Source organism: Mumia flava, assembly GCF_002797495.1.
GTDB lineage: Bacteria > Actinomycetota > Actinomycetes > Propionibacteriales > Nocardioidaceae > Mumia > Mumia flava.
In genome coordinates, this window is record NZ_PGEZ01000001.1 from 1,343,297 (window position 1) to 1,362,664 (window position 19,368).

Sequence of the window (19,368 nt, forward strand, 5' to 3'; positions counted from 1 at the left end):
CGAAGATCCGGGTCAGCATGTGGCCCGGATCTTCGACGTTGTCGCGCACGACGCCGTTGTCGCGTTCCGACGGACGGCGGAGCGGCTGGTTCCCTGGTCACCGCCCCGCCGTCCGGGGTCAGGGATGGATCAGGCGAGCGCCTCGGCGATGCTGATCGCGTCGAGCTCGAGCGCGGCACCGACCGACGCGTTCGTCAGCGCACCGCCGTGGGTGGACAGGCCGAGCGCGAGCGCGTCGTCGTCGACGCACGCCTGACGCCAGCCCTTGTCGGCCAGCGCGACCGCGTACGGCAGGGTCACGTTCGTGAGCGCGTAGGTGGAGGTGTGCGGGACCGCGCCCGGCATGTTCGCGACGCAGTAGAAGACCGAGTCGTGGACGCGGAACGTCGGGTCGTCGTGCGTGGTCGCGCGCGAGTCCTCGAAGCATCCGCCCTGGTCGATCGAGATGTCGACGAGCACCGAGCCCGGCTTCATCCGCGAGACGAGCTCGTTCGAGACGAGCGTCGGGGCCTTCGCGCCCGCGGTCAGCACCGCGCCGATCACGAGGTCCGCGTCGAGCACGGCGCGCTCGACCTCGAGCGCGTTCGACGTCACGGTCTCGAGCCGGCCCTGGTAGAGCGCGTCGGCGGCACGGAGCTTGTCGACGTCGCGGTCCAGCAGGACGACGTCGGCCTGCATGCCGACGGCCATCGCGGCGGCGTTCATGCCGGAGACGCCGGCACCGATGATCGCGACCTTCGCCGAACGGACGCCGGAGACGCCGCCGAGCAGCACGCCGCGGCCGCCGCCGGAGCGGGTCAGGTGCGCGGCGCCGGCCTGCGGTGCGAGGCGGCCGGCGACCTCGGACATCGGGGCGAGCAGCGGCAGCGCGCCGTTGCCGGTCTGCACCGTCTCGTACGCGATCGAGGTGACGTTGCGGCGCATCAGCTCCTCGGTGAGGGGCTTGTCGGCGGCGAGGTGGAGGTAGGTGAAGAGCGTCTGGCCGGCACGCATGCGGTGGTACTCCTCGGCCACCGGCTCCTTGACCTTGAGGATCAGGTCGCCGAAGGCCCACGTGGCGTCGGCGTCCTCGAGGATCTTCGCGCCCGCGGCGAGGTAGTCCTCGTCGGTGATCGACGAACCGAGGCCTGCGCCGGCCTGCACGGCGACCTCGTGGCCGCCGGCGACGAGCTCGTGCACGCCGGCCGGGGTGATCGCCACCCGGTACTCGTGGTTCTTGACTTCCTTCGGCACGCCGATCTTCATCGCGGTCCCTCCTGAACGCCTGGCTGAAGCTCCCCCCATCGTCGGGGGAATCTTCGACCACATGGGACATTCGTGAATCTGAAACGATGTGATGGCATCCTGGACGAACTAGATTCGGTCCGGACCGGCACCCGGCGCCGTACCACCGAACGGAGTTCGCCATGTCCGAGATCGAGCTCGACGACGTCGACCACCGCCTGCTCTCCGAGGTCGCGGCCGACGGCCGGATCGCCAACAACGTTCTCGCCCGACGGCTCGGGATCGCGCCCTCGACCTGCCTGACGCGCACCCGGCGCCTGATCGACGCCGGAGTGATCCGCGGCTTCCACGCGGAGCTGGACCTCGCCGCCCTCGGGCGACCGCTGCAGGCGATGATCTCGATCCGGCTGCAGCCGAGCGCCCGCAACCAGATCGAGGAGTTCCAGCACTACCTGACGACCCTGCCCGGAGTCATCAACGTCTACTTCCTCGCCGGCACCGAGGACTTCCAGATCCACGTGGCTGCACCCGACGGCGACGCGCTGCGCGACTTCGTCGTCGGGTCGATCAGCCGCCGCCGCGAGGTCGCCGGGACGCACACGAGCCTGATCTTCAGCCACGTACGGCCGCCGCTGGCGGTGTGAGCCGCGCGCAGCCGGCCGTACGGCGTGGTCAGTCGCCCGGCCACTCCCCCGTGAACCGGTGGAAGCCTTGAGCGCCCGCCCGGTCGATCGACGCCTTCACGACCCCGTAGATCAGCCCCTGGATCGCGGCGGCGAGCAGGATCTCGCGCCACCCGTACGCGGACGAGAGCGGATCGGGCTTCTCGTCGGAGTCGTCGACCTTCGCCCACACCTTCTTGAAGATCGCCGCGGCGGCCATCCCGCCCGCGATCCCGGAGACGATGCCAACGGGTCGGTACGCCAGCTTCGCTGCACTCGGCATGCTCAGTCCTCTTCCTCGGGCTGGTCCTCGGGGTACGGCTCCCCGGGCTGCGGGGTCTGCGGGCTCGTGCGGGGGTCGGTGTCCGGGTCGGTCACCGGGTCGTCCCCCTCCGGCTCGGTCTTGCCGCCATCACCGACGCTCATCATGTCGTCCACCATGCCACCGTCTCCTTCTCGTGTCCGGACAGGAACGATCACCCGTCCTCCAGCAGACGCAGCACCGCCCGCTCGATCGCGGGGCGGTGCTGCTCGACGTCGGGAGCCGGGCCGAGCCGGGTGAGCGCCGGCCGGATCGTCGTCCCCTCCTCGAACAGCTCGACCACCCGCGGGTTCACGTACGACGCACGGGCGACGGTCGGGGTGTTGCCGAGCAGGTCGGCGACCTCGCGCATCGTCGCCGCCACCGCCCGCCGCCGCGCGGTCGCCGACGCGGCGCCGGCATCCGCACCAGCGAGCGACACGGCGGCGATCACGGTCGCGTGCCACGTCCGGAAGTCCTTCGCCGTCATGTCGGCGCACACGCGCTCCTGGAGATAGGCGTTCACGTCGATGCTCGCCAGCTCGGTCCAGGTGCGACGCTCCCGGAACGCGAGCAGGGTCTCGCCCTCCCGCCGGCGGCGCATCGGCGCGACCACCTCGTACGCCGGGGCGTCGGTGATCACGGAGTGCTGCGCGATGCCCGACTTCCCGACGTACGCGAACTCCATCGTCGCGCCGTCGCGGCGGAGCCGTACGTGCTCCTTGCGCAGCGTCGCGAGGCCGTACCCGCCTCCCTGCGCGGCGTAGCGGTCGTTGCCGACCCGGAACAGGCCGCGGTCGAGCAGCCGGAAGGCCGCCGCGAGCGCCCGGTCGCGCGGCGGCGCGTCCGCCTGGAGGTCCTGGTCGGCGCGCTCGCGGCCGGCGGGGAGGCGGTGCGCGACCTCGAGGACGCGCTCGTGCTTCTCCTGCTCCATCTTCTCCCGCCACGCCGGGTGGTAGAGGTACTGCGTCCGCCCGGCCGCATCACGTCCGGTCGCCTGGAGGTGACCGTTGGGCCACCGGCAGATCCAGACCTCCTCCCAGGCGGGCGGGATCACGAGGGCGACGCAGCGGGCGCGGTCCTCGGCGGCCAGCAGGGCGCCGTGCTGGTCGAGGTACGTGAACCCGCGTCCGGCCCGGCGGCGGGTCCAGCCCGGCTGGGTGCGCGAGACCGTACGGAACCTCACGGGCGCGACCGCGGTCCGGTGACGAGGCGAGACGCGACGAGCATGGGCGGGCTCCGGTTCTCCCAGAGGTCCGTGGCTCGCTGCTCGACCACGTACGGGGTGCTACCGCTCTTCCTAGCACGCCGCGAGAGCCGCGTCAGGGGGCGACGGGCGGCCAGGTTCGGATCACCCACGGCCGTTTTGCACTTTGCAGGAAACGTGCAATAGTTGCACTCATGTCTGAGAGTGCAAGCGATCTCCGCCGACGGCGCACCGCCGAGCTGATCATCGGCTGCGCCCAGGACCTGGCCGAGGAACGCGGCCTGGACGGCTTCACGATGGACGACGTCGCTGAAGCCGCGGGCGTCTCGCGCAGGACGCTGTTCAACCACGTCGCCGGCAAGTACGACGCCGTCCTGGGTGCGCCACCGAAGCCCAATCCGGCCCGGCTCGACGAGTTCCGCACCGGCGGACCCACCGGCCACCTCGGCGACGACGTGAAGGTCGTGATCATCGACCTCTTGAACGCCCAGAACGTCGACCCCGAGGCTCTCGACCGCGTCCGCCGACTGATCCGCTCCGACGCACGCCTGCAGCACGAGATGCACAAGAAGTTCGCCGTGGTCGCCGAGTTCTTCACCGCAGCGATCCTCGAGCGCGAAGGACCGGACTACCCCGCACTCCACGCCCAGGCCGCGGCCCAGGTGATCCTCGCCGTCTTCGACCTCGCGCTCGACGCCTTCGTCCAGGACCCCACGACCAGGCTCGTCGACTACTACCTGGCCGCGTTCGACGGCGCCTCCGCGCTGTTCGCCCGACCGACCAGCTGATCCGTCGCTCCCCGCTCCCCGCTTCCCCGATCCCAGGAGATCCCGATGGCCTCCCTGTTGTACCGACTCGGTAAGACCGCCTACCGTCGCTGGCCGGTCGTGCTGGTCGCGTGGCTGCTGGCGCTGGGTGGCGTGGCCACCGTCGCGTCGACGATGTCGCAGCCGATGACCGACCAGTTCTCCATCCCCGGCATCCCGTCGGAGACGGCGACCGAGCTGCAGCAGGAGCTGTTCCCGGGTTCGGGCAGCGCGATCGACGAGGCATCGGTCACGATCGTGGTCGCCGCACCCGAGGGCGACACGCTGGCCGACGAGCCGTACGCCGGCCGGGTCACGACGCTGGTCGACGAGCTCGGCTCGGTTCCCCAGATGCCCGACGACCCGTTGGCGGGGCCGGTGCAGGCCTCGGCGGCGATGGAGGAGCAGATCGTCGGCGCCGCGGTGCAACGTGCCCAGCAGTCCGGGGGCGACGTGGCAGCGGCCCGAGCGGCCGCGGAAGCCGACGCCGCCGCGATCTCACCGCTGTCGGCCGACGGCCGGGTCGGCACCATCGACTTCGCCTTCGACGTGGACACGCCGACCGACGTCGACGCCGCGACCCACGACGCGGTCGAGGAGGTCATGGAGGACGCCCGAGGCGACGGCCTGCAGGTCGAGGCGTACGGCGCCGGCATCGACGGCGGCCCGGGCGGCGGAGAGGAAGGCGTTCCGACCGCGGAGCTGATCGGCATCGGGATCGCGCTGGTCGTGCTGGCGTTCACCTTCGGGTCCCTGGTCGCTGCGGGGCTGCCGATCCTGACGGCCGGGATCGGGGTGGCGCTGGGCGTCACCGGGTTCACCGCGATGACCGCGTTCGTCGAGCTCGACTCCAGCACCCCGCTGCTCGCGACGATGATCGGCCTCGGTGTGGGCATCGACTACGCCTTGTTCATCCTCGCCCGCTACCGCACCGAGCTCGACCACACCGACGATCGGGAGGAGGCGATCGGGATCGCGGTCGGCACCGCCGGCTCCGCGGTGGTCTTCGCCGGCCTCACCGTCGTCATCGCCCTCGCCGCGTTGAGCCTGACCGGCATCCCGTTCCTGGCCGCGATGGGGTGGGGCGCCGCCGGGACCGTCATCATCGCGGTCCTGGTCGCGCTCACCCTCGTGCCTGCCGTGCTGGGGATCCTCAAGTCCCGGGCCTTCGGGCTGCGCTTCCGGCGACACGAGCCCCGGCGTGACGAAGCCGGCAAGGTCGTCAACGGTGGCGTCCGCTGGGCCCGGCTCGTGGGTCGCGCCCCACTGGCGTTCGCCGCCCTGGTCGTGGTCGCCCTCGGCGCCCTCGCCATCCCGGCCTCGACCATGCACCTGGCGTTCCCGTCGGACTCCACCGCACCGTCCGACACCACCCAGCGCAAGGCCGCCGACCTCGTCAACGAATCCTTCGGGGAGGGCCGCCTCGCGCCCATGCTGACCGTGATCGACGGCCGCGACGTCGCCGCCGAGGACCGACCCGCTGCGTACCAGGAGGTCGTCGCATGGGCCGGCGGCCACGACGGCGTCGACCACGCCCAGCTCGGCGGGATGAACGAGGACGGCACCGGCGCCCTCATGCTCATCACGCCCGCCCACGGACCCGACGACACCGCCACCGAGGACCTCCTCCACGACCTGCGCACCACGCAGTCCGAGATCGAGCAGACCACCGGCACCACGATCGGCATCACCGGACTGACCGCGATCCAGGCCGACGTGTCCGAGCGGATCGCCGACGTGCTGCCGGCCTACCTGGCGGTGGTGATCGGGCTGGCGTTCCTCATCCTGATGCTGGTGTTCCGCTCGATCCTGGTGCCGTTGACCGCCACGCTCGGGTTCCTGCTGTCGGTGATGGCCACGCTGGGCGCGACCGTCGCGGTCTTCCAGGAGGGCACCTTCGGACTCTTCGAGGGCCAGCCGATCGTCAGCTTCATCCCGATCTTCCTGATCGGGCTGGTCTTCGGCCTGGCGATGGACTACCAGGTCTTCCTCGTCACCCGGATCCGCGAGGCGCACGTTCACGGCGCCTCGTACCGCGAAGCGGTCGTCGACGGCTTCCGCAACAGCGCCCGGGTCGTGACCGCGGCGGCACTCATCATGATCTCGGTCTTCGGCGGGTTCATGTTCATGCCCGACCCGATCCTGCAGTCCATGGGCTTCGCGCTCGCGGCCGCCGTCGCCTTCGACGCGTTCGTCGTACGGATGTGCCTCATCCCTGCGCTCATGTACCTGATGGGCGAACGCGCCTGGTGGCTCCCTCGGTGGCTCGACCGGATCCTGCCCGACATCGACGTCGAGGGCGAGAACCTCGACCGCCCGCACCTGGACGGCGACCGCGAACGCGACGCGCAGCCGGTCCAGGCGTGACCCACCCGCCCGTACCCGCTTCCACGGAGGACACGACATGACCACCAGCTCCAGCCCGGGCGCCGCGGAGCCCGGAGCCGACGACTCCGGCGGACTGGACCGCAACGTCATCATCACCGGCCTGGTGATCGTGGCGGGCCTGATCATGGTCGTGCTCGACACCACGATCGTGAACGTCGCGCTCGACACCCTCAGCCAGGAGCTCGGCGCCGGACTGTCCACCACCCAGTGGGTCGTGACCGGCTACCTCCTCGCCGTGGCCATGGTCATCCCCATCACGGGGTGGGCGATGGACCGGTTCGGATCCAGACCGACCTGGATCACCGCGCTGTCACTGTTCGTGGTGGGCTCCGCGCTGTGCGCGCTGGCGTGGGACATCCAGTCCCTGATCGTCTTCCGCATCCTCCAGGGCCTCGGCGGCGGCATGCTGATGCCGGCCGGGCAGGCGATGATCGCACGCGCCGCCGGACCGGGCCGGATGGGCCGGGCGATGGCCATCCTCGGTGTCCCGATGCTGCTCGGCCCGGTCTTCGGTCCCGTCATCGGTGGAGCGCTCGTCGAGTACAGCAGCTGGCACTGGATCTTCATCGTCAACGTCCCGATCGGCATCCTCGCGGTCGCCCTCGCATTCTGGCGGCTCCCCGCCGACGACGATCTCGTCGACGCCGGCCGCCTCGACTGGCTCGGCCTCGTCCTGCTGTCGGGCAGCCTCGCGAGCCTCCTGTACGGCCTCTCGGAGGCCAGCTCCGCGGGCGGCTTCAGCGAGTGGAACGTGCTGGGCTGGCTGATCGGCGGCGGCGTCGGTCTCCTGGCCTACGTCGGCCACAGTCTGCGCAAGGGCGCCGACTCGATCATCGACGTCCGGCTCCTCGGCAACCGACTGTTCGCGATGAGCACGGTCGCGGTCTTCCTGGTCGCGATCGGCCTGTTCGGTGGGATGCTGCTGCTCCCGCTGTACTACCAGACCGTCCGCGGCGAGGGAGCCCTGAACGCCGGCCTCCTGCTCGCCCCGCAAGGACTCGGCGCGATCGTGGCCATGATCATCGGCGGTCGCCTCACCGACCGGATCGGCGCCGGCTACGTCGTGCCCGTCGGCGTGACCCTCGGCCTCCTCGGCACGCTCCCGTTCACCCAGGTCGGCACCGACACCTCGTACTGGTGGCTCAGCCTCGTGCTGTTCGTACGCGGCATGGGCCTCGGCGCCGTGATGATGCCGACGATCTCCTCGGCCTACCTCAAGCTCGGCGCCGACAAGGTCACCCGGGCCGCGCCCACCCTGTCGGCGATCCAACAGGTCGGCGCCTCCCTCGGATCGGCCGTGCTCGTCACCGCCCTGACCGCCCACTTCACCGGACTGCTGTCCGACCAAGGCGTCCAGAGCCAAGGCAGCGGCTCCGACGCACTCGGCGCGATCCCGCCCGAGGCCATGCCGGTCGTCGGACCCCTGCTGGCCGACTCCTTCGGCTTCGCGTTCTGGATCGCGTTCGGCCTCACCGCCGTCATCTACATCCCCGCGCTGTTCCTGCCCCGCCACGGCAAGAACAGCGCAGGCACCACCGACGCCGCCGAGACAGCAGCGCCGCCCGTGCTCTGAGCACGCCGCACGCAGGAAAGGACATCGATGCGCATCGCGCTCCTGGGAGCGACCGGACGGACCGGCCGCAACGTCACCGAACAAGCACGCGCGGCCGGCCACCACGTGGTCGCCTACGTACGACGACCCGAAGCCCTGGCCCCCGGAGCGGGCCTGACCGTCGTGGGCGGACAGCTCGACGACCGCGAGGCCCTCACCGCGGCGTTCGCCGGCTGCGACGCAGTGGTCCTGACGCTGGGGCCGTCGAGGATCACGAACGCGAGCAAGCCACTGATGCAGGTCGCGGTTCCGGCCGCGATCGAGGCGGCCAGAGCCACCGGCGTGAGCCGGATCGTCGTCCTCTCCGCGCTCGGCGTCGGCGAGACCTTCGCGAACACGCGCTACCCCTACCGCTTCGGGTGCCGGACGTTCCTCGCCGGCAACTTCCGCGAGCACACCGCCGGCGAGTCGGCTCTCGTCGGCAGCGGCCTCGACTGGACGACCGTCCACCCCGGCCCGCTGTCCGACGGCGAGCGCACGCCGTTCCCGACCGTGGTCGACGCGGCGACCGGATACCGCATGCCGGGCGCGCCCCGTACGACCCGGGCGGACGTCGCCGCCACCATCCTCGGTGCCCTCGAGGACCCGACGACTTTCGGCAAGCAGCTGCTCGTCACCTCGGCACGCCAGGCCTCGTAAGCCACGAGCCTCGCGCCCCATGGTGCGCCTGAGCGTGCTCGGCGGTCGTGTCGCCGACGGCGCTACGCTGACCCGTTTACAGACCGAAGGGTCAGTAATAGCCTGACAAGCGACTGCTCAAACGCGACGGAGGAGTGGAAGTCGTGAGTGCACTGCTCGAGAGCTACGTGGCCGGATCCTGGAGGCGCGCGACCGACGACGGCACGCCGGTGCTCGACGCCGCCACCGACGAGGAGGTCGTCCGGATCTCCGCGACCGGCATCGACCGCGCCGCGATGGTCGACCACGCCCGCAGCGTCGGCGGACCCGCCGTCCGCGCGCTCACCTTCCACGAGCGCGCCGGGCTGCTGAAGGCCCTCGGCCAGCACCTGAGTGGCGTCAAGGACGAGCTGTACGCGCTGTCGGCCCGCACCGGCGCGACCCGGCGGGACTCGCTCGTGGACGTCGACGGCGGGATCGGGACCCTGTTCGCGTACGCGTCGAAGGGCCGCCGGGAGCTGCCGAACGACACCGTCGTCCTCGACGGTGCTCCCGAGCCGCTGGGCCGCGGCGGGACGTTCGTCGGCCAGCACGTCTACACGTCGCGGCCCGGGGTCGCCGTCCAGATCAACGCCTTCAACTTCCCAGTGTGGGGCTTGCTCGAGAAGCTCGCCCCGGCCTTCCTCGCCGGGCTCCCGACGATCGTGAAGCCGGCCAGCCAGACCGCGTACGTCACCGAGCGTGTCGTCCGCCACATCGTCGACTCCGGGCTGCTCCCCGAGGGCTCGCTCCAGCTGCTGTGCGGCAGCCCCGAGGGGCTGCTCGAGGCGCTCACGGTGCAGGACTCGGTCGCCTTCACCGGGTCGGCGTCGACCGCCGAGAAGCTCCGCCGGCACGACGCGGTCGTGCGGGGCGGCGTCCGTCTCGGCGTCGAGGCCGACTCCCTGAACTGTTCGATCCTCGGGCCGGACGTGACGGCCGAGGACCCGGAGTTCGACCTGTTCGTCAAGGGCGTCGTCACCGAGATGACGGTGAAGGCGGGGCAGAAGTGCACTGCCATCCGCCGCGCGCTCGTCCCCGCCCCGATGGCCGACGCGGTCACGGAGGCCATCACCGCGCGGCTCGCGAAGGTCACCGTCGGCGATCCCACCGACGACGCCGTACGGATGGGGGCGCTGGTGAGCCTCGCCCAGCGCGATGAGGTGCGCCGCGCGGTGAAGGCGCTGCTCGCCTCGTCCGACGTCGTGTTCGGCGACCCCGAGCACGTCGACGTCGTCGGCGCGGACGCGACCGCCGGGGCGTTCATGGCGCCGATCCTGCTGCGCGCGCGTCCCGGCGCCGACGAGCCCCACGACGTGGAGCCGTTCGGGCCCGTCTGCACGGTGATGACGTACGACGGGCTCGACGACGCGGTCGGGCTCGCCGCCCGCGGACGCGGTAGTCTCGTCGGCTCGCTCGTCACCCACGACCCCGACGTCGCCCGCACCGTCACCCTCGGGCTCGCCCCGTGGCACGGCCGCATCCTCGTGCTCGACCGCGACAGCGCCGCGGAGTCGACCGGCCACGGCAGCCCGCTCCCCCCGCTCGTGCACGGCGGACCCGGACGGGCAGGCGGCGGCGAGGAGCTCGGCGGCGCCCGCGGCGTCCTCGCCCACATGCAGCGCACCGCGCTCCAGGGGTCTCCGGACCTGCTCACCGCCGTCACCGGCACGTGGGCGCCCGGCGCGGGACGTACGGAGTCGGATGTCCACCCGTTCCGCAAGAGCCTGGCCGAGCTCGCTGTGGGCGACACGATCCGCTCGGCCCGCCGTACGGTCTCGCCCGACGACATCGCGCGCTTCGCCGAGCTCACCGGCGACACCTTCTACGCCCACACCGACCCCGAGGCCGCCGCGGCCAACCCGCTCTTCGGCGGGATCGTCGCGCACGGCTACCTCGTGGTCTCGCTCGCGGCGGGCCTGTTCGTCGACCCCGATCCGGGGCCGGTGCTCGCCAACTTCGGCGTCGACCACCTGCGGTTCCTCACTCCGGTCAAGGCCGGCGACGACATCGCGGTCACGCTCACCGTCAAGCAGATCACCCCGCGCTCCTCCGCGGACTACGGCGAGGTCCGCTGGGACGCGCTGGTGACCAATGCCGACGGCGACCCGGTTGCGACGTACGACGTGCTCACCCTCGTCGCCAAGACCTGGCCGCAGGAGGCATGATGCACCGGATCACGATCCAGTACGCCGTCCCGGACGACGCCGACGCCTTCGACGCGCACTACTTCAGCGCCCACGTGCCGCTCGTCGCGCCCGTGCCGGGGCTGCGCGCGTTCTCGTGGTCGAAGCCCCGACCGCTCGGCGGCGACCCGGTCGTGTACCTGGTCGCGCAGCTCGACTTCGACGACGCCGACGCGATGAAGGCGGCGCTGCGGTCTCCGGAGATGGGCGCCGCCGCCGCGGACCTGCGCACGCTCGGCGTCGAGACGACGATGTTCACCGGCGAGGTCGTGGTCGCGACGCCGTGACCGAGTGTCGCCCATCAGCCGAACCAGCTGTCGCCCATCAAGCGAGGTACCGCAGCGGATCGGAGCCGGTGACAGGAGTCGAACCCGCGACATCCTCATTACAAGTGAGGCGCTCTACCAACTGAGCTACACCGGCGCGGCCCCGCGTACGGGACCGCGCCCATCCTAGCGACCGGGCGCGGGCGCCGAGCTGCCCGTCGAGGTGCGACCCGCACCCGACCGGAGCTGGACGACGACGCCGATCACGAACACGACCAGCACCGCGAGGAACCAGCCCCAGGCCGGCTCCGCGATCCGGTACGCCTCGCCGACCCGTGCGCTGCCCACCTCGCCGACGAAGAGCATGACGGCGGTGATCGTGAGGTTCGCACCGGCCCAGGCACTGACGAGCACCAGCAGCAGCGCGGGGAACTTCGCGACCACGGCGAGCACGACGAGCGCGGCGGCAACCGCGAGGCCGGTGGTCGTGAGGACCCAGTCCTCGTCGGCCCCGAAGGCGCCGGCGATCACGACACCGAGCCAGTAGCCGGCGGCGGCGACCCACAGGACGACACCGAGCCAGTACCAGACGTAGGCGAGCAGACCGAGCACGATCGCGCCGACGATGGCGGCGACCCAGCTCCACGCCGAGTCGAGCACGGCACCGCCGGCGATCTCCTGACCGACCTGGGCACCGATCACGAACCCGATCAGCGCGCCGAACACCCCGATCAGGGCCTGGAGCGCGGGGCGCCCCCAGAACACGAGGACCAGCCCGATCACGAGCAGGATCACACCGAGCAGCACGTCGTTCATGTCCGAAGCGTAGGGGCAATCGGGCGGCGATGATCCGCAATCCTTCCTGGTCGGGTGTCCAAACCGGCGCCGAGTCGGCATAATCAGAGGCGTGACTATTGGACGCTTGCCCAACATGGAGCGCCTCGACCGCCTCACCCGCGGCCTCGAGGCGCCGTACGCCGTGGTCGACGGGGCGGCGCTCGCGCACAACACCACCGAGCTCGTCCGCCGCTCCGGCGGGGTGGGCGTCCGGGTCGCGTCGAAGTCCGTCCGGGTCCGCGAGATCATCGCCCGCACCCTCGCGCAGGACGGGTTCGGCGGCGTGATGTCGTACAGCCTCGCCGAGTCCGTGTGGCTCGCCGACCACGGTGTCGGCGACCTCCTGCTCGCCTACCCCACCGCGGACCGGACCGCGCTCGCCGACCTGGTCGCCAAGGAGCACCGGCTCGCCGCGATCACGCTCATGGTCGACAGCCTCGACCACCTCGACCTGATCGACGCCGCCGTCGGCACCGACCACCCGCCGATCCGGCTCTGCCTCGACATCGACTCGTCCCTCAAGCTCGGCCCGGTCCACGTCGGCGTCCGACGCTCGCCGGTCCACGACCCGGACGAGGCCGTCGCACTCGCCCGAGCGATCGCCGCGCGGCCCGGGTTCGACCTGGTCGGACTGATGTTCTACGACGCGCAGGTCGCCGGCCTCCAGGACTCCTCACCGCTCGTCCGGCTCGCGAAGTCCCGCTCCGTCGAGGACATCGTCGCGCGACGTGCCGCGATCGTCGACGGCGTCCGGAGCGTGACCGATCTGCAGATCGTCAACGCAGCCGGCACCGGCAGCCTCGAGACCATGAGCGCCGATCCGTACGTCACCGAGGTGACCGCGGGCTCCGGCCTGTTCATGCCGACGCTGTTCGACTCCTACGACGCGTTCACGGCCACGCCGGCCGCGTTCTACGCGCTGTCGGTCGTGCGCAAGCCCACGCCCGACATCGCGACGCTCTACTCCGGCGGGTACGCCGCGTCCGGCGCCGCCGGGAAGGACCGGCTGCCGACCCCCGTGTGGCCCCGCGGGCTGAGCCTGATCGGGACCGAGGGCGCCGGCGAGGTGCAGACCCCCGTCCGCGGTAGGGTCGCGCGCGGCCTGCGGGTCGGGGACCGTGTCTTCATGCGGCACGCGAAGGCCGGCGAGATGTGCGAACGGTTCGACGCGGTCCACCTGGTGGGGACCGACGGGACGGTCGAGACGCTGCCGACGTACCGAGGCGAAGGGAAGAACTTCGGATGAGCAGCACCGGAGCCGGTGCCTGGACCAACTGGGCCAGGACCGTCACCAGCGAGCCCACGGCGGTCGTCCATCCGCGCTCCGCGGCCGAGGTCGCCGAGATCGTCCGCACCGCGGCCGCGCAGGGACAGCGGGTCAAGCCGGTCGGCGCCGGGCACTCCTTCACCGCGATCGCGCAGACCGACGGCGTGCTGCTCCGGATGGACCAGATCGCCGGGATCCAGCACGTCGACCACGCGACCGGCCACGTACGGGTCGGGGCCGGGACGCGGCTGCACGACCTCAACCCCGCCCTGCTGGCCCACGGCCTCGCCCTGCCGAACATGGGCGACGTCGACCCGCAGACGATGTCGGGCGCGACCGCGACCGGCACCCACGGGACCGGCGCGAAGCTGACCGGGATCGCCGGGGCGATCGCCGCCCTCGAGATCGTCACCGGCGACGGCACGATCGTCGAGGTGACGTCCGACGACAAGGATCTCTTCGGAGCCGCCCGGGTGGGGCTCGGTGCGCTCGGCATCGTCACCGCCATCACCTTCGCGTGCGTGCCGGCGTTCCTGCTGCATGCGCGCGAGGAGCCGATGCGGCTGCCCGAGGTGCTCGACGGGCTCGATGCGCTGGTCGACGACAACGATCACTTCGAGTTCTACTGGTTCCCGCACACCGACTGCGCCCTGCTCAAGCGCAACAACCGCGTGCCGGAGGGGACCGTACGGGCGCCGCTGTCGAAGGCGCGGTTCCTGCTCGACGACGAGGTGCTGTCCAACGGCGGGTTCGAGATCGTCAACCGGGTCGGCCGGCTGCGCCCGTCGTGGATCCCGCGGCTCAACGCCTTCTCCGGCGGCCTGCTGTCCGCGCGCGAGTACACCGACTGGTCGCACGAGGTCTTCGTGTCGCCGCGCCGCGTGCGCTTCCGCGAGATGGAGTACGCGATCCCGCGGGCCCACCTGCCCGAGGTCCTGAGGGCGATCGACGGCTGGGTGAACGCGTCGGGCGAGCAGATCTCGTTCCCGATCGAGGTGCGCTTCGCCGCGCCGGACGACATCTGGCTGTCGACCGGCTACGAGCGGGAGAACGCGTACGTCGCCGTGCACATGTACCACCGCTCGGACCACCGCCGGTACTTCGAGGGCATCGAGGCGATCTTCGGCGAGCACGAGGGTCGCCCCCACTGGGGCAAGATGCACACCCTCGACGCCGACGCACTCCGTACCCGGTATCCGCGCTTCGACGACTTCCGAGCCGTGCGGGACCGGCTCGACCCGCAGCGGACGTTCACCAACTCCTACCTCGACCGCGTCCTCGGCTGACCGGCCGCACCGCGCCGGACGCGACCGCACCACCCGCGCCCGGGACGCGGGTGGTGCGACCGAGGCGTCAGCGCTTGACCCGGCGGCTGGACGTCGACCAGACCGTCTTGGTGCGGTAGCCGGAGCGGCGCACCGTCACCTTGACGCGCATCCGCTTGCCCCGGTCGGCCCGCTTGAGCCGGTACGACGCCTTGGCCCCCGCACCGCCCGAGACCTTCTTGCTCCCGCGGAACCACCGGTACGACACCTTCGCCGGCCGCGGTGACCACGTCCCCTTCGTGACCGCGAGCTTGCGACCGACCCGGGCCTTGCCGACGACCTTCGGGCGCTTCTTCAGCGAGAACGGCCGGATCGTCGGGCGCGGCTTCGGCTTCGGCGGCGGGTTCAGCGCGGCGGCCGACCAGTACGGGTCGGAGGTCCCGGTCAGCAGGACCTTCTCGGCGCTCGTCGCGTTGCACGCGTCGATGTTGCGGACGACCGTGAGCCGGCCGCGGTTCGCGTAGACGATCGACGCGCTGTCCGGTGCGTAGGTCGCGCGGGAGAACAGGTCGTCGTCGGAGGCCGGTCCGTCGTCGCTGACCACGCAGGCCGAGGCGGGCGGCGCCGGCGTCGACGTCCGCGGGTTGCCGGTCACGCGCGCCGTCAGCACGACGTCACCGTCGATCGTCATCACCACGTGCGAACCGTTCGGTGCGAGCTGCGGGTCGTAGGCGCCGTAGAACCTGTACGGGTCGTCGAAGAACGGGTCGATCTCCGACGTGCTGAACCACGCGTCCGGGACGGCCCCGACGTTCGCGAGATCGATCCCCCCGTTGTCCGACAGCACGACCCGGTTGTTCGTCACCCACGTCGGGTCGCTGCCGATCCAGATCCGGCTCAGGGTCGGACGCGCGACCGACGTGACCGACGACAGGACCTCGGCCTCGAGGTTCGGTCCGGAGGCCCGCAGCCGCCCCTGCGCGTACGCGACCCGCGTGCCGTCCGGCGAGATCACCGGATCGAGTGCCGGTGTGAGGTTGATCGTCGTCGGGTCGTGCGGGAAGAGGTCCTCGGGCTCGAACGCTCTCACCAGCTGCCCGTTCTGGCGCATCACGACCAGCAGGTCTCCGCGCATCGCGACGATCGTGCCGTTGTTGGCCATCGACGGCGTCTTGTACCCGCCCCCGGTCGTCACCTGGTACAGACCCGAGCCGTCCCCGCGGACCAGCCAGACGTTCCCTCCGCGGACGAAGACGATCGCCCCGCCCCTGACGTTGGCGGCGGCCGGTGCGACCGGGACCGCGGCCGGAGCCCGCCGTACGGTCGTGCTCGGGTCGCGGTCGGCCGTCGGGTCCTCCGGAGGATCCGCTGAGGCGGGCGCGACGCTCATCCCTCCGAAGGTGAGCGCCAGGGCGGCCGCGATGGCGGCGGTACGAGTTCGCATGGGTGTCCTCCGGTCGTGGTCGTTCGCCGTTGTACCGTCCCGCAGGACCGCCGGCCGGCGGATCGCCCGAGCGGATGATCCGCATCCGTCGACGGGACGACCGGGGTCGGCGACGCGGCTGACAGGGGTCGCTGCGCGACCGGCCGTACGGCGCTGTGCGACCGGCCGTACGGCACGCTCCGCGGTGCGGAGTCGGCGACCCGCGGGCAGGCTGAGCACATGGTGGTGCACGCACTGTCGACGCGCCCGCGCAAGGAGCTGTTCGACCTGCCGTGGCGGTTCCCGCTGGCTCAGTGGCCCGACGACCTGGAGGTCGACCTGGCCCGCGGCATCCACCGCCACGTCGTCCGGTTCGTCCGGGTCGGTGGCGCCGTGATGGCGATCAAGGAGACCAACGAGCGGTTCGCCCGACGGGAGTACGGGCTGCTGCGGGACCTGCGCCGGATCGACCTCCCGACGGTGGAGCCCGTCGCGGTGATCACCGGCCGCGTCGCCCACGACGGCGAACCCCTCGGAGCCGCCCTCGTGACCGCGCACCTGTCGATGTCGCTGCCGTACCGCTCGCTGTTCGAGCACCCGTTGACCGAGAACACCCAGGACCGTGTCGTCGACGCGATGGTGGTGCTGCTCGTCCGGCTGCACATCGAGGGCTTCTTCTGGGGGGACTGCTCGCTGTCGAACACCCTGTTCCGCCGCAGCGCCGGCGAGCTCGCCGCGTACCTCGTCGACGCCGAGACCGGTGCCCTGCACGAGGAGCTGTCACCCGGTCAGCGCGCGGAGGACCTCGACCTCGCCCGGACGAACGTCTTCGGCGAGCTCCTCGACCTCCAGGCCGGAGGACTGCTGGATCCCGGCATCGACCCGCTCGCCCTGGTCGACCACATCGGCGAGCGCTACGACGAGCTGTGGGACGCGCTGACGGGTGCGGAGGAGTTCGGCAGCGAGGAGCTGTGGCGGATCGAGCAGCGGATCGAGCGGCTGAACGACCTCGGGTTCGACGTCGACGAGCTGGACATCGTCACCGACTTCGACGGCGAGTCGATCCGGATCCAGCCGAAGGTCGTCGAGCCGGGCCACCACACCCGTCGGCTCCAGGGACTGACCGGGCTCGATCTCGAGGACGCCCAGGCGCGGCGGCTGCTCAACGACCTCGACGCGTTCACGGCGTCGCACGGGTGGCAGGAGGACGACCCGATGGTGGTCGCGCACCGCTGGCTGACCGACGTCTGGGAACGCCTCGCCAGGGCGGTCCCCGCCGACGCGCGTGACGTCGTCGAGGCCGCGCAGTTCTTCCACGACGTGCTCGTGCACCGCTGGCACCTCTCGCAGTCCGCCGGGCACGAGGTCGACATCTTCGACGCGGCGGACGACTACATACGGTCGGTGCTGCCGGGCCAGGTCAGCGCCCTCCGCGCCGCCGGCACCGCCACCTCCGGCCCCACCTGACCGGCCCGCCCGCCCCGACCGCGATTCGTCGAGCTGCGGTGGGTTCGGGGATCCCTGATCCGACCGGAACTCGACGAATCGCGGTCGGCTGGGAGGGGTCAGGCCGTGGCGGCTGCGGCCGCGCGGCCCGCCTGGCGACCGGAGAAGATGCAGCCGCCGAGGAACGTCCCCTCGAGCGCGCGGTAGCCGTGCACGCCCCCGCCGCCGAACCCGGCGACCTCCCCCGCGGCGTACAGCCCCGCGAACGGCTCGCCGTCGGCGCGCAGCACACGCGCGTCGAGGTCCGTCTCCAGCCCGCCGAGGGTCTTGCGGGTGATCACGCGCAGGCGTACGGCGATCAGCGGACCCGCCTTCGGGTCCAGGATCCGGTGCGGCGTCGCCGTCCGCATCAGCTTGTCCCCACGGAACGCCCGCGCCCCACGGATCGCGGTCACCTGCGCGTCCTTGCCGAACGGGTTGTCGATCTGGCGGTCACGCGCCTCGATCTGCGTCCGCAGGTCCTCGAGGTCGAGCAGCGGCTCCTTGGTGAGCGCGTTCATCCCGGCGACCAGCTCGTCGAGCGTGTCCGCGACGACGAAGTCCTCCCCGTGCTGCTTGAACGCCTCGACCGGACCGGTCGCGCCGGAACCGAGCCGCTTCGCGAGCAGCCGGAGGTCCCGACCGGTGAGGTCCGGGTTCTGCTCCGAGCCCGACAGGGCGAACTCCTTCTCGATGATCTTCTGCGTCAGCACGAACCACGAGTGGTCGTGGCCCGTCGTCCGCAGGTGCTCGAGCGTGCCGAGCGTGTCGAACCCGGGGTAGAGCGGCCCGGGCAGCCGGCGCCCCTGCGCGTCGAACCACATCGACGACGGCCCCGGCAGGATCCGGATCCCGTGGCCGGGCCAGATCGGGTCCCAGTTGCGCACGCCCTCCACGTAGTGCCAGCCGCGGTCCGGGTTGATCATGTGCGCGCCGGCGTCGATCGCGATCTGCTGCATCCGCCCGTCGACGTACGCGGGGACGCCGGTGAGCATGTCCTCCGGCGGAGCACCGAGCCGCTCCGGCCACGTGGCCCGGACGAGGTCGTGGTTGCCGCCGATCCCACCCGACGTCACGATCACGGCCTGCGCGGACAGCGCGAACTCCTCGACGACCTCACGCGACGTCGCGACGCCCCGCGGCAGGTCGCTCGCCTCCAGCACCGCACCCGCGACGCCGGTGACGGTGCCGTCGGTGATCGTGAGCGCGTCCACGCGGTGGCGGAACCGCAGCTCGATCCGTCCGCTCTCCACGGCGGCACGCACCCGCCGCTCGAACGGCTCCACGACCCCGGGCCCGGTGCCCCACGTGATGTGGAAGCGCGGCACGGTGTTGCCGGGACCGATCGCCCCGTACCCGCCGCGCTCCGCCCAGCCCACGATCGGGAAGATCTTCAGCCCCTGCGCGCGCAGCCACGCGCGCTTCTCCCCGGCCGCGAAGTCGACGTACGCCTCGGCCCAGCGCCGCGGCCACGCGTCCTCGGGCCGGTCGAACCCGGCGTTTCCCATCCAGTCCGCCAGCGCGAGCTCGTGGGAGTCCTTGATCCCCATCCGGCGCTGCTCGGGGGAGTCGACGAAGAACAAACCGCCGAACGACCAGAAGGCCTGACCGCCGAGGTTCTGCTCGGACTCCTGGTCGACGATCACGACCCGGCGCCCGGCGTCGGCCGCCTCTGCTGCCGCGACCAGCCCGGCCAGTCCCGCTCCCACCACGATGACGTCTGCGTCCATGCGTCCATGCTCGCCGTACGACGTGCTCGGTGACAACGGACCTGGCGAAGAT

Annotated in this window: 17 protein-coding genes and 1 tRNA gene; 10 read left to right on the forward strand and 8 right to left on the reverse strand. The window is 71.6% G+C overall.

All coding sequences use genetic code 11. From position 1 onward, the window contains the following. Window positions 1-129: 129 nt before the first annotated feature. Window positions 130-1,245: an alanine dehydrogenase gene (gene ald / locus CLV56_RS06370; RefSeq protein ID WP_039340792.1), complete on the reverse strand. Its 1,116-nt coding sequence runs from the start codon at window positions 1,243-1,245 to the stop codon at window positions 130-132. Between the two features lie 161 nt (window positions 1,246-1,406). Here ald and CLV56_RS06375 point away from each other — a divergent pair, with 161 nt between their 5' ends. Further along, window positions 1,407-1,868: an Lrp/AsnC family transcriptional regulator gene (locus CLV56_RS06375; protein WP_100414558.1), complete on the forward strand. Its 462-nt coding sequence runs from the start codon at window positions 1,407-1,409 to the stop codon at window positions 1,866-1,868. Window positions 1,869-1,896: 28 nt separating this feature from the next. Here CLV56_RS06375 and CLV56_RS06380 read toward each other — a convergent pair whose 3' ends face one another. The 3 genes from CLV56_RS06380 to CLV56_RS06385 are packed head-to-tail and all read right to left on the reverse strand — an operon-like array spanning window position 1,897 to window position 3,373. Further along, complete coding sequence (locus tag CLV56_RS06380) at window positions 1,897-2,169, reverse strand: DUF4235 domain-containing protein (protein ID WP_039340789.1); 273 nt, start codon at window positions 2,167-2,169, stop codon at window positions 1,897-1,899. 2 nt (window positions 2,170-2,171) lie between these two features. Further along, window positions 2,172-2,327: a hypothetical protein gene (locus CLV56_RS20540; RefSeq protein ID WP_157805089.1), complete on the reverse strand. Its 156-nt coding sequence runs from the start codon at window positions 2,325-2,327 to the stop codon at window positions 2,172-2,174. Window positions 2,328-2,362: 35 nt separating this feature from the next. Next, on the reverse strand, window positions 2,363-3,373 hold the full coding sequence (locus CLV56_RS06385) for a DNA topoisomerase IB (protein ID WP_039340786.1): 1,011 nt from the start codon (window positions 3,371-3,373) through the stop codon (window positions 2,363-2,365). Between the two features lie 215 nt (window positions 3,374-3,588). On the opposite strand from CLV56_RS06385, the gene CLV56_RS06390 reads away from it, so the two are divergent. The 6 genes from CLV56_RS06390 (at window position 3,589) to CLV56_RS06415 (ending at window position 11,330) form a co-directional block, all read left to right on the forward strand. After that, the gene (locus tag CLV56_RS06390; protein ID WP_100414559.1) at window positions 3,589-4,182 is read left to right on the forward strand and encodes a TetR/AcrR family transcriptional regulator; all 594 of its coding nucleotides are present in this window, start codon (window positions 3,589-3,591) and stop codon (window positions 4,180-4,182) included. A gap of 45 nt (window positions 4,183-4,227) precedes the next feature. Next, window positions 4,228-6,567, forward strand: a complete 2,340-nt coding sequence (locus tag CLV56_RS06395) for an MMPL family transporter (protein WP_039340782.1) — start codon at window positions 4,228-4,230, stop codon at window positions 6,565-6,567. Window positions 6,568-6,604: 37 nt separating this feature from the next. Beyond that, window positions 6,605-8,161 carry an MDR family MFS transporter gene (locus tag CLV56_RS06400; protein ID WP_039340778.1) on the forward strand — a complete coding sequence of 519 codons (1,557 nt, stop codon included), beginning with the start codon at window positions 6,605-6,607 and terminating at the stop codon, window positions 8,159-8,161. A 27-nt stretch (window positions 8,162-8,188) separates the two neighbouring features. Beyond that, the gene (locus tag CLV56_RS06405) at window positions 8,189-8,839 is read left to right on the forward strand and encodes an NAD(P)-dependent oxidoreductase (protein WP_039340775.1); all 651 of its coding nucleotides are present in this window, start codon (window positions 8,189-8,191) and stop codon (window positions 8,837-8,839) included. A 143-nt stretch (window positions 8,840-8,982) separates the two neighbouring features. Beyond that, window positions 8,983-11,025: a phenylacetic acid degradation bifunctional protein PaaZ gene (paaZ, locus tag CLV56_RS06410; RefSeq protein WP_039341040.1), complete on the forward strand. Its 2,043-nt coding sequence runs from the start codon at window positions 8,983-8,985 to the stop codon at window positions 11,023-11,025. Continuing rightward, window positions 11,025-11,330 carry an EthD family reductase gene (locus CLV56_RS06415; RefSeq protein WP_100414560.1) on the forward strand — a complete coding sequence of 102 codons (306 nt, stop codon included), beginning with the start codon at window positions 11,025-11,027 and terminating at the stop codon, window positions 11,328-11,330. Before paaZ ends, CLV56_RS06415 begins: the two co-directional genes overlap by 1 nt. A 63-nt stretch (window positions 11,331-11,393) precedes the next feature. On the opposite strand, the gene CLV56_RS06420 is transcribed toward CLV56_RS06415, so the two are convergent. Further along, a tRNA-Thr gene (locus tag CLV56_RS06420) sits at window positions 11,394-11,466 on the reverse strand. A 29-nt stretch (window positions 11,467-11,495) separates the two neighbouring features. Continuing rightward, the gene (locus CLV56_RS06425) at window positions 11,496-12,125 is read right to left on the reverse strand and encodes a TM7S3/TM198-like domain-containing protein (RefSeq protein ID WP_039340769.1); all 630 of its coding nucleotides are present in this window, start codon (window positions 12,123-12,125) and stop codon (window positions 11,496-11,498) included. 91 nt (window positions 12,126-12,216) lie between these two features. Between CLV56_RS06425 and CLV56_RS06430 the strand changes: the two genes are divergently transcribed. Both CLV56_RS06430 and CLV56_RS06435 read left to right on the forward strand, forming a co-directional pair. Further along, complete coding sequence (locus CLV56_RS06430) at window positions 12,217-13,392, forward strand: alanine racemase (protein ID WP_245857658.1); 1,176 nt, start codon at window positions 12,217-12,219, stop codon at window positions 13,390-13,392. Then, window positions 13,389-14,699, forward strand: coding sequence for a D-arabinono-1,4-lactone oxidase (locus CLV56_RS06435; protein WP_039340763.1), 1,311 nt, complete (start codon window positions 13,389-13,391; stop codon window positions 14,697-14,699). The genes CLV56_RS06430 and CLV56_RS06435 overlap by 4 nt, the downstream gene beginning before the upstream one ends. 67 nt (window positions 14,700-14,766) lie before the next feature. On the opposite strand, the gene CLV56_RS06440 is transcribed toward CLV56_RS06435, so the two are convergent. After that, window positions 14,767-16,122 carry a hypothetical protein gene (locus CLV56_RS06440; protein ID WP_039340760.1) on the reverse strand — a complete coding sequence of 452 codons (1,356 nt, stop codon included), beginning with the start codon at window positions 16,120-16,122 and terminating at the stop codon, window positions 14,767-14,769. A 219-nt stretch (window positions 16,123-16,341) separates the two neighbouring features. On the opposite strand from CLV56_RS06440, the gene CLV56_RS06445 reads away from it, so the two are divergent. Then, window positions 16,342-17,568 (forward strand): DUF4032 domain-containing protein, encoded by a 1,227-nt coding sequence (locus tag CLV56_RS06445; protein ID WP_100414562.1) that lies wholly within the window; start codon window positions 16,342-16,344, stop codon window positions 17,566-17,568. A gap of 98 nt (window positions 17,569-17,666) precedes the next feature. Here CLV56_RS06445 and CLV56_RS06450 read toward each other — a convergent pair whose 3' ends face one another. Further along, window positions 17,667-19,316 (reverse strand): FAD-binding dehydrogenase, encoded by a 1,650-nt coding sequence (locus CLV56_RS06450; protein WP_039340757.1) that lies wholly within the window; start codon window positions 19,314-19,316, stop codon window positions 17,667-17,669. Between the last annotated feature and the right edge of the window lie 52 nt (window positions 19,317-19,368).